The sequence below is a fragment of the Streptomyces sp. NPDC033131 genome (assembly GCF_055578365.1).
The window spans coordinates 1-7,901 of the sequence record NZ_JBVIPA010000097.1 but is presented as its reverse complement, the minus strand read 5'-3'; the positions used below and the strand labels follow the sequence as shown (position 1 = coordinate 7,901).

The 7,901-nt window shown below is 67.9% G+C and carries 8 protein-coding genes and 1 pseudogene; 2 read left to right on the top strand and 7 right to left on the bottom strand.

From position 1 onward, the window contains the following. Positions 1-121: 121 nt before the first annotated feature. The 7 genes from ACZ5XS_RS45515 to ACZ5XS_RS45485 form a co-directional block, all read right to left on the bottom strand. Positions 122-598, bottom strand: a complete 477-nt coding sequence (locus ACZ5XS_RS45515) for a DUF6083 domain-containing protein (protein ID WP_468661602.1) — start codon at positions 596-598, stop codon at positions 122-124. An 862-nt stretch (positions 599-1,460) separates the two neighbouring features. Then, the gene (locus ACZ5XS_RS45510) at positions 1,461-1,886 is read right to left on the bottom strand and encodes an NUDIX hydrolase (RefSeq protein ID WP_468661601.1); all 426 of its coding nucleotides are present in this window, start codon (positions 1,884-1,886) and stop codon (positions 1,461-1,463) included. A gap of 484 nt (positions 1,887-2,370) precedes the next feature. Beyond that, positions 2,371-3,468 carry a HoxN/HupN/NixA family nickel/cobalt transporter gene (locus ACZ5XS_RS45505; protein WP_468661600.1) on the bottom strand — a complete coding sequence of 366 codons (1,098 nt, stop codon included), beginning with the start codon at positions 3,466-3,468 and terminating at the stop codon, positions 2,371-2,373. A gap of 149 nt (positions 3,469-3,617) precedes the next feature. Continuing rightward, entirely contained in the window at positions 3,618-3,926 is a 309-nt protein-coding gene (locus ACZ5XS_RS45500) for a nitrile hydratase accessory protein (protein WP_468661599.1), read from the bottom strand. Between the two features lie 32 nt (positions 3,927-3,958). Then, a complete protein-coding gene (gene nthA / locus ACZ5XS_RS45495) occupies positions 3,959-4,582 on the bottom strand; it encodes a nitrile hydratase subunit alpha (RefSeq protein WP_468661598.1) in 624 nt (207 codons plus the stop codon). Continuing rightward, entirely contained in the window at positions 4,579-5,331 is a 753-nt protein-coding gene (gene nthB, locus ACZ5XS_RS45490; RefSeq protein WP_468661597.1) for a nitrile hydratase subunit beta, read from the bottom strand. The genes nthA and nthB overlap by 4 nt, the downstream gene beginning before the upstream one ends. Then, positions 5,328-5,846 (bottom strand): DUF1097 domain-containing protein, encoded by a 519-nt coding sequence (locus ACZ5XS_RS45485; protein WP_468661596.1) that lies wholly within the window; start codon positions 5,844-5,846, stop codon positions 5,328-5,330. The genes nthB and ACZ5XS_RS45485 overlap by 4 nt, the downstream gene beginning before the upstream one ends. 645 nt (positions 5,847-6,491) lie before the next feature. Here ACZ5XS_RS45485 and ACZ5XS_RS45480 point away from each other — a divergent pair. Together ACZ5XS_RS45480 and ACZ5XS_RS45475 are read left to right on the top strand one after the other, a co-directional pair. Next, positions 6,492-7,559, top strand: a complete 1,068-nt coding sequence (locus ACZ5XS_RS45480; RefSeq protein WP_468661595.1) for a GlxA family transcriptional regulator — start codon at positions 6,492-6,494, stop codon at positions 7,557-7,559. A 23-nt stretch (positions 7,560-7,582) separates the two neighbouring features. Continuing rightward, positions 7,583-7,803: pseudogene (locus ACZ5XS_RS45475) on the top strand (DJ-1/PfpI family protein); the annotation flags it as partial. Positions 7,804-7,901 lie beyond the last annotated feature (98 nt).

Here is a 7,901-nt window from a genome sequence, read left to right as displayed (position 1 = left end):
TTCCTGCGGCCCTGAGCCACCGTCCGGGTCTTGCGGATCTCGAACATCGCAACCCCTTGAACTGGGGGTGTTGCGACGATCGCTAGAACCTAAGCTCCAGAGCGGGGGCCTTCTGCTGCGCCTACGCGCCGGCCGTCTCGGCCACGCTCGGCGGGTCCGGCAGCCGTGGCGGGTTGAACAATCGCTGCGCCTTACGGGCGTTCTCCTCCCGCACCGCGGTCAGCCACCGCCACAGACCGACCGGCGCCAGCCCCGGGCACGCCAAGCGGTGCGCTATCCGGCACACCGCACCCCGCGCCGGCTCGGCATGCCTCGCGTTCCAGGCAACGCCATTCTCGTCGACCATCCATCGCTGCCCCGGCGGCACGAAGTGCGACGGCAGCACCTCAACGGGGTCCAGTGGCTCGAGCAGAACCCACGCCTCCGAATATGTCGGGAACCGATCCGCCGTCAGCCCGCACTCCGGACAGACGGGCGGCGCCGGCGGGGCAGGAGCCGTCGCTCCCACACGCAAAGCCTCCGCCCGATCCTCGATCACCTCGCGCTGATCCCAATACGCCTTGTTGAACCCAACGGCAGCCTCGCCGAAATCGCCCATACCGACAGAGTCCGCAGGACAACGGTCAACCCGACAGGGCGCGAACCAGACGGGACACCTGCGGTCACTCAGGCACGGAACGGCAGCCGAGACAACCCACGGCAACAGCCGACGCACGCGACCCACAGGCGGCGGCTGAACAGGCGGTGTAGACGCCCAGGTGGGGCATGATGTCCGCCTCGACCGGGAGGGACAACACGAGATCACGGCTGCCATGGCCACGCCGACGAGGCGAATACGTCACCGCTCAAACCGACCCCTCTGGGGAGGCGATTGCCAAGTACCTTGCCCACGCTTCACCCGTGTAAGCGACGCACTCAGCGAACTCGCCAAAGCCTGGAACGACCAGCATCGCCAGCGGGACGAACCGCGAGACACGCCCTGACGCGACGGTGCGCCCAGCCGGGGCGCACGGTGTCCGGTCAGATCGCGTGTCGCCCATGAGGCGCTGAGTGCCAGCCTTGCGATCTCTTTCAGCTTGGCCTTCTTCCCTTCAAAAGGCTCCATCTGCGCCCGCAGCTCTCCCAGGAGCCGACCTTTCTGGCACAAGCCGCGCACTCGGATGAAGCTTCCGCCGTCGCCGGCGCTGACGCTTGCTGCGGAAAGGAAGTTGGGCATCCAGCGGGGACCGAATGCCCCTGATCTTCATGGCTTCGAGCCCGCCGCTGGTCCGATAGCGTTTTTTGCCTCGGTCTCCGAGAGCATCCACGGGGGCAAGATCCGATCCTTCGTGGCCCACGACTTGATCGCGGCGGGCTTGACGCCGGCCAGCGGACACGCCGCGTCGATGCCGATCAACGGGTCGAGTTCAACCTTGTCCGTGCCGGGCTGACGCCGTGACCGTCAAAAGAGGGGCACCGCGTTAGCGCCGATCACCCAAACGGTTCGACCACGGCGAGCCGACGGCCTCCAACCACGCCTGCACCGGCGGGTAAACGCCGCCCGGTACGTACTCGGCCAGCCTCGCCGGCGGCACCCACGCCACCTCCGCCACCTCCCGCGGGCTCGCCGCGTGTGCCTCGCCCGCCAGCAGCTGGCACGCCACGTACACCACCCGCCAGCCCGTCGCGGGATGTACCCGACTCCCCAGCACCACCAGCGGCTCGACCGCGATGCCCGCCTCCTCCCCGGCCTCCCGGGCTGCAGCCCTCGCAGCCGACTCGTCCGGCTCGACCTTCCCCGAGGGGAACGTCCACAGCAGGGCGCCAGCCGAGAAGGTACGGCGGATCAGGAGGACGCGGCCCGCGTGAGCGACCACCGCACCCGCGATCAGGCAAGTCGAACGCACCCGAAAACCTCAGCTCTTCCTCTGGGCAGCGCTGTTCCCGGCATCCCGCCCGCCGGACGCGGACATCATGCCCCATGAGCGACCAGCAGCAGCCCGCCACCGGTCGGCGCCCCTGGTGGATCTGGGCCACAGCACCAGCCCGCGCAGCCCTCTTCATCGCCGCCCTCATATGGGGACCCTGGTGGATCGAAAACGACCACCGTACGGCGACAAGAAGCAGCTGGTCCCCAGCGCCGGAACCATCGTTATCGGCTTCCCCGCCATGCTGTCTGCGCCGGAATCGTCGCCGGTGTAGCCCCCTACTACCGCCGGACGGACCTGCTGGACGGGGCCAGCGTGTCACGCGGCATCGAGGTTACCGCGGGGCAGTTGCGTGTGCTGCTGGCGTACTACACCTATGAGCACCAGCCCGTCCCGGCGGGCCGGGCTTCGGGGCGGGCGGAGCGGAAGCGGTGTGCCCCACAGGTGACGCTGCCCCAGGCAGTCAGGACCGGTGGTGTATCTCCTCGCCGGCATCTCGCCGGTTGCCGTACTTCTCGGCGAGTCCGCGGTAGCGCCAGATGGCGGCGGCGATGAGCCAGGAGACCGTGAAGATGGCGACCACGATGTAGCCGAGCAGTTCGAAGTGGTCGGCGAGGGAGGCGTAGGTGCTGAGGAGTCCCCTGGCTCCGGTGGCGTCGGTGACGAACCCCGCGATGTAGACGCTGGCGATGAACGCGGCCACGGCCACGGTCATGCCGGTGGTGGCGATGTTGTAGTAGAGCCTGCGGGCGGGGCTGCGGTAAGCCCACGTGTACAGGCGGGTCATCAGCATGCTGTCGGCGGTGTCGAAGGCGCTCATTCCCGCGGCGAAGAGCAACGGGAGGGAGAGCACTGCGAGGGTGGGCAGGCCGGACCCGTGGGTGGCGGCACTGGCCGACAAGGAGAGCAGGGTGATCTCGCTGGCGGTTTCCAGGCCGAGGCCGAAGAGGATGCCGACCGGGTACATGTGCCATGACGAACGGATCAGCCCGCGGGCGCGGTGGCCGAGGATCCGGTTCATCAGGCCTCGGTTGAGCAGCTGCTGCTCGAGCTCGCCCTGGTCGAGCCGGCCCTGCGTCATACGCCGCCACAGGGCGACAATGCCTGTCAGCACCATGAGGTTGAGCACGGCGACGAGCAGCAGGAACAGCATGGCGACGATCTGGGAGACCAGGCCTCCGACATGACGGAAGGTGCCGATGCCCGAGCCGGCGGCGCCCGCGGCGAGCGCGACGACGAGGGCGAGGGCGAGGACCACCGTGGAGTGGCCCATGGCGAAGAAGAAGCCCACGCCGACGGGTCTGCGTCCGCGTTGCATCATCAGTCTGGTGGTGTCGTCGATGGCGGCGATGTGGTCGGCGTCGAAGGCGTGCCGCATGCCGAGTGTGTAGGCGAGGGTTCCGGCGCCGGCGAAGGCCCCGGCGCCGGCCGGGCCGCGGGCGTAGAAGAGGTACAGGCTCCATCCGATGACGTGCAGGGCGGCGATGACGCCGACGATGCCCGTGATGCGCAGCCGTTCGGCGCGGCTCCATCGGCCGGCGGTGATGGTCGTTGTGGTCACACACACATCCTTGGCAGGGGGCACCGCGCGGTGCCGTCATCGGCGGTGAGAGGGGGCGGGCCGCACCCGCTGGTCGTGAGCGATTGACGGGTGCGGCCCTGGCGGACGGGACGGAACGGTCGTCCTGGTGGTGCGGGCGTGGGAACGGGTTACGCCCCGAGCAGGGCACGCATCTCGTCCTCGGCGACCAGATCGTGATCGACCAGTACGCGTTCGAGTGCGGCGAGCCAGTGCTCGTAGTACTGCCAGTTGCCCTGCTCGGTCGCCGAGGCGGCCTCCCATTCGCCGATGGCGTGGATGAGCCGCTGCTGGAACGCGTCCCAGGGGTAGTGACCGAACTCCGACAGGGCGACGGCGACGCCGAACGCCCGGCGCTGCCAGTCGGCGTCGAAGGTGGGCGCGTTCATGTCGGTGACGCAGGTGTCATGCAGGGGCGAGGCGGGGGCGGTGGCCTCCATAGGACTGCCTTTCTCTGGTCTCCGGGTGCGGCTCAGGCGACGGGGGAGGGAACCTCGGCGATGCCGATCATCGATTCGGTGGTGACCAGGGCGGCGAGCTGTTCCTCGGTCATGCCGTCGGATCCGGCGGGCCGTTGCGGAACGACGAACCAGCGAGAATGACCGCTGCTGTCCCAGACGCGCAGTTCGACGGACGGGTCGAGGTCCAGGCCGGTCTCCTTGAGCACCACACGGGGTTCCCGGGCGGCGCGGGCGCGGAAGGTCGGGTCCTTGTACCAGTACGGAGGGAGGCCGAGCACGGGCCAGGGGAAGCAGGAGCAGAGGGTGCAGATGACCAGGTTGTGCACGCCGGGGGTGTTGGCCACTGCTTGCAGGTGTTCGCCTTCGGCGCCGTCCATGCCGACGGGGAGGTCGAGTTCCGCGACGGCGGCCGGCGTGTCCTTGACGAGTCGTTCCGCGAACTCCGCGTCGGTCCAGGCGCGGGCGACGATCTTGGCTCCGTTGAGCGGCGTCATGTCGGCCTCGAAGTAGCCGAGGACCTTGTCGACGGTGGCGTCGGTGATCACCCCCTTCTCGATGAGCAGGGCTTCCAACGCCCTTACGCGGGCGGCGCTGTGGGCTTCGCGGTCCTCGGGGTAGCCGAACTGCACGGTCACTGCTGTTCCTCCATCGCGTGGGTGAGGTAGGTCTGGTAGAGCTCGCCGTAGAGCACGGCACCGGGTTCGGCGAGTTCTCCCCAGATGTCGGTCGGTTCGAAGCGGACGGCGTAGACGGGCATCGGCTCGCCGATGCCGTCGGGCCCGGTGGAGCAGAAGTAGCCGTAGTCGCCTTCGAAGACGCGCTCCACGGTGCCGGTGCGGCCGCGCAGATTGCCCGGCAGCCGGGTGTGTTCGGTGGGCGGCACGTCCTTGACGGTCACCCGGTCACCGACGGCGAAAGCCGGAGAGTCGGCCGGCCCCTGGCGGGGGGAGTCGCCCTCACGCAGGTAGCGCATGACCTGGTCGTCGATGCGTTCGTCCCCACCCTCGGGCAGGTCGAGTCCCGGAGCCTGGAGATACTCCGCGGCCTTCGCCTCCAGCTCCTCCGCGGTGATGTAGCCCTGGGAGACGAAGAACCCGCCGATGCCGCCGAGCCACTTCTCGTAGTAGCGGTACTGGAAGTAGGCGAAGGGGTGCATGGCCTCGGCGCCCTTGCGCAGGTCCGCCCAGGTCCAGACTGAGGAGAAGGAGGTGGGAACGTCCTCGATCGGGTACTGGGGCACGGCATCGCCGAGATGGGCGCTGAGTCCCATCATCGCTACGTGGATGCCGAAGATGCGCTGCTCCCAGTCCTCGACGAAGACGCGGGGTTCGTAGGTGACGGGACCGAGATTTTCCAGGCCACCCAGGTGGTGCTGCAGCTTCATGACTGTCCTTCCGGGGTCGGCTCAGCGGCCGGACGTGCGGTCATCGCGGCTCCCCAGTACTCCGAGGCGATGCCGAAGACTGCGCCCAGGGCCATGGCCAGCGCCGCGACGAGCGCCGGGTTGCTGAGGGATGTGGTGGTGATGTCGTGCCCGGTGGCGGCCACCGTGCCCACCGTGGAGGCGAATCCCCACACGATGGCCGGGAGTTTCGAGAGCAGGGAAAGCTTCGACGCCTGCACCATGGCGGCACTGCCGACACCCACGGTGACGGCTGCGATGGTGGTGCCGCCGCCCAGCGCGTGGATGACCAGCAGCGTCAGCGAGGCGATGACAATGCCGGTCAGGTTCGAGGCGATCGACCGCACCAAGCCGTCGGTGCCGGCTCCGAGGATGAAGAAGGAGGCCCAGGCGATGAAGATGACCCAGACCGGAATGGTCAGGACGGTCGCGGTCATCAGCGTGGCGACTCCTCCGAGTACGCCGATACTGATGGACAAAGCATTTAGCTGGCGCATGGCTAAAACACTCCTCTGACGTCGAGTTCTAATGAACCGGCGGAATTTATGCCCGAGCGTGGGCAGGCGAAAATTGACCCACTGAGGGGCGGAAGGGAATGGGAAACCGTGGCGTGAAAGCGTCGCGCAAGGCCCGGTTATTGGCGCCGAATGCGGTACGTCTTGTCCTTTGACTCGACGTGGATATCCGTGCTTCTTCAGCTCCTGCTGCCACATACGCCCTGGCAGAGGGCCACTTGACAGCAAGTACCGTCGATGCCGATTGTGTCGGCTCTGGTGCGGTGAGACACCAATAGGTTCCGGCTATCGTGTTTCGTTCAAGTTAACGATGACTGAATAAATGATGTCCGGAATTGACGGGGGCGGTTTTGTGGTGTCAACGCAGAAAAAGCCGCCCAGGCCTGTCGATGAGGCCACGGGAGGCTGCAAGGTCAATATGGACACTGGACCAAACAGGTCTTCGTGCGGTTAGTATTTCTTACTTGGTATCTCCGGGAACCCGGAGCGGCGGATACCGGGCCGGGTGATTTGCTCGGCTCCCACGTTCCCGCCTGACGGGGCACGGGCCAAGGGCTGCAACGGACACGCGAGCCACGCTTTCGGACACGAGGGCAGGACTCGCGGTCCCCTGGAGGAGGTCGGAGTATGAACCGGACTGTCGAGGCCACGGATCGCGGCACCGAACGAACGATGGTGTTCGTCCTGTACGACAAGGTCACGCTGCAGGACGTGGCGGCGCCGCTGGAGATCTTCGCCCGGGCCAACGACTTCGGGGCCCGTTACCGGGTGCTGCTGGTCTCGCCCACGGGGCAACCGGTCGGAACGACCGCGTTCACCCGGCTGAGCGCGGATTTTCCGGTGAGTGACGCTCCCGGCTCCATCGACACCCTCCTGGTGCCGGGAGGTGTACCCGCCGACTTCACCTTCGCCTCGGGCACGCACGACATACCGGAGGAGCTGACCCCGGACACGGTTCCCGAAGCACTGGCGATGGTCCAGGAGTTGGCGCCCCGGGCATCGCGGATCGCCTCCGTCTGCACCGGGGCGTTCGTGCTGGCAGCCCTCGGGATGCTGGACGGACGCCGAGCGACGACCCACTGGGCGCACTGTGCGCGGCTCGCCCGGGAATACCCGCGCATCGAGGTGGATCCGGATGCCCTCTTCGTCCAGGACGGCCCCTTCGTGACCGGTGCCGGCATCAGTGCGGGCACCGACATGGCTCTGGCCATCGTCGAGAACGACTACGGCACCGACGTCGCCCGCAAGGTCGCCCGATGGATGGTCGTCTTCCTGCAACGGCCCGGCGGCCAGGCCCAGTTCAGCGTCTGGTCCGAGGCGGGCGCCCCCACCACGCGCGGCCTGCGCCAGGTCCTGGACTCAGTGGTCCTCGAACCGGCCGCGGACCACTCGACTGCCGCCATGGCCACCCGCGCCGCGGTGAGCGAACGCCACCTGGCGCGGATGTTCCGCGACGAGGTGCGCATGACGCCGGCCCGCTACGTGGAACAGACCCGGCTGGAAGCGGCCAAGCTTCTCCTGGTGACCGGCGATGCGAGCCAGGAGTCCGTCGCACGGCGTGCCGGCTTCGGCTCCCCGGAGACGATGAGACGGATCTTCCGCCGCAACCTCGGAGTCTCGCCGGGCGGCTACCGCAGCCGGTTCCGTACCACCGGCATCGACCGACGGCAGCCGGAGTCCGACCAGGATGACTGATGGCGACGCATGTCCGTGGCCACATCTGCCACGGCCCGTGGACCCTTGTGGAGGCCGATGACGTGCGCGGACGCCGACTCACCTCGTGGCCGAGCACCGCACGGATCTACGCCATGCAGGAGCCGAGGTCACCGACAAGGAGGCTGCCATCGACGGCCAGTTCACCTCGAGCGGGTCGCCCGACGACTTGCCGGCCTCCTGCGCCGCCATCGTCGAGCAGTTCGCCCAGGCCGGCCGCCCCTAGCCCCAATGCCGGTGACTTAGATGCCCTGCGCTCGTTGGTTGTGGTGTGGCGAGGGTGGGGCAGGTCAAGTCGCCTGCGGGCGAGCGTTTGTCGGACCG

Excerpts from the sequence above, each read along its gene's own strand:
- ACZ5XS_RS45515 (WP_468661602.1), bottom strand. The coding sequence starts at position 598 with ATGGGCGATTTCGGCGAGGCTGCCGTTGGGTTCAACAAGGCGTATTGG.
- ACZ5XS_RS45500 (WP_468661599.1), bottom strand. The coding sequence starts at position 3,926 with ATGGAGGCCACCGCCCCCGCCTCGCCCCTGCATGACACCTGCGTCACC.
- nthB (WP_468661597.1), bottom strand. The coding sequence starts at position 5,331 with ATGAAGCTGCAGCACCACCTGGGTGGCCTGGAAAATCTCGGTCCCGTC.
- ACZ5XS_RS45485 (WP_468661596.1), bottom strand. The coding sequence starts at position 5,846 with ATGCGCCAGCTAAATGCTTTGTCCATCAGTATCGGCGTACTCGGAGGA.
- ACZ5XS_RS45480 (WP_468661595.1), top strand. The coding sequence starts at position 6,492 with ATGAACCGGACTGTCGAGGCCACGGATCGCGGCACCGAACGAACGATG.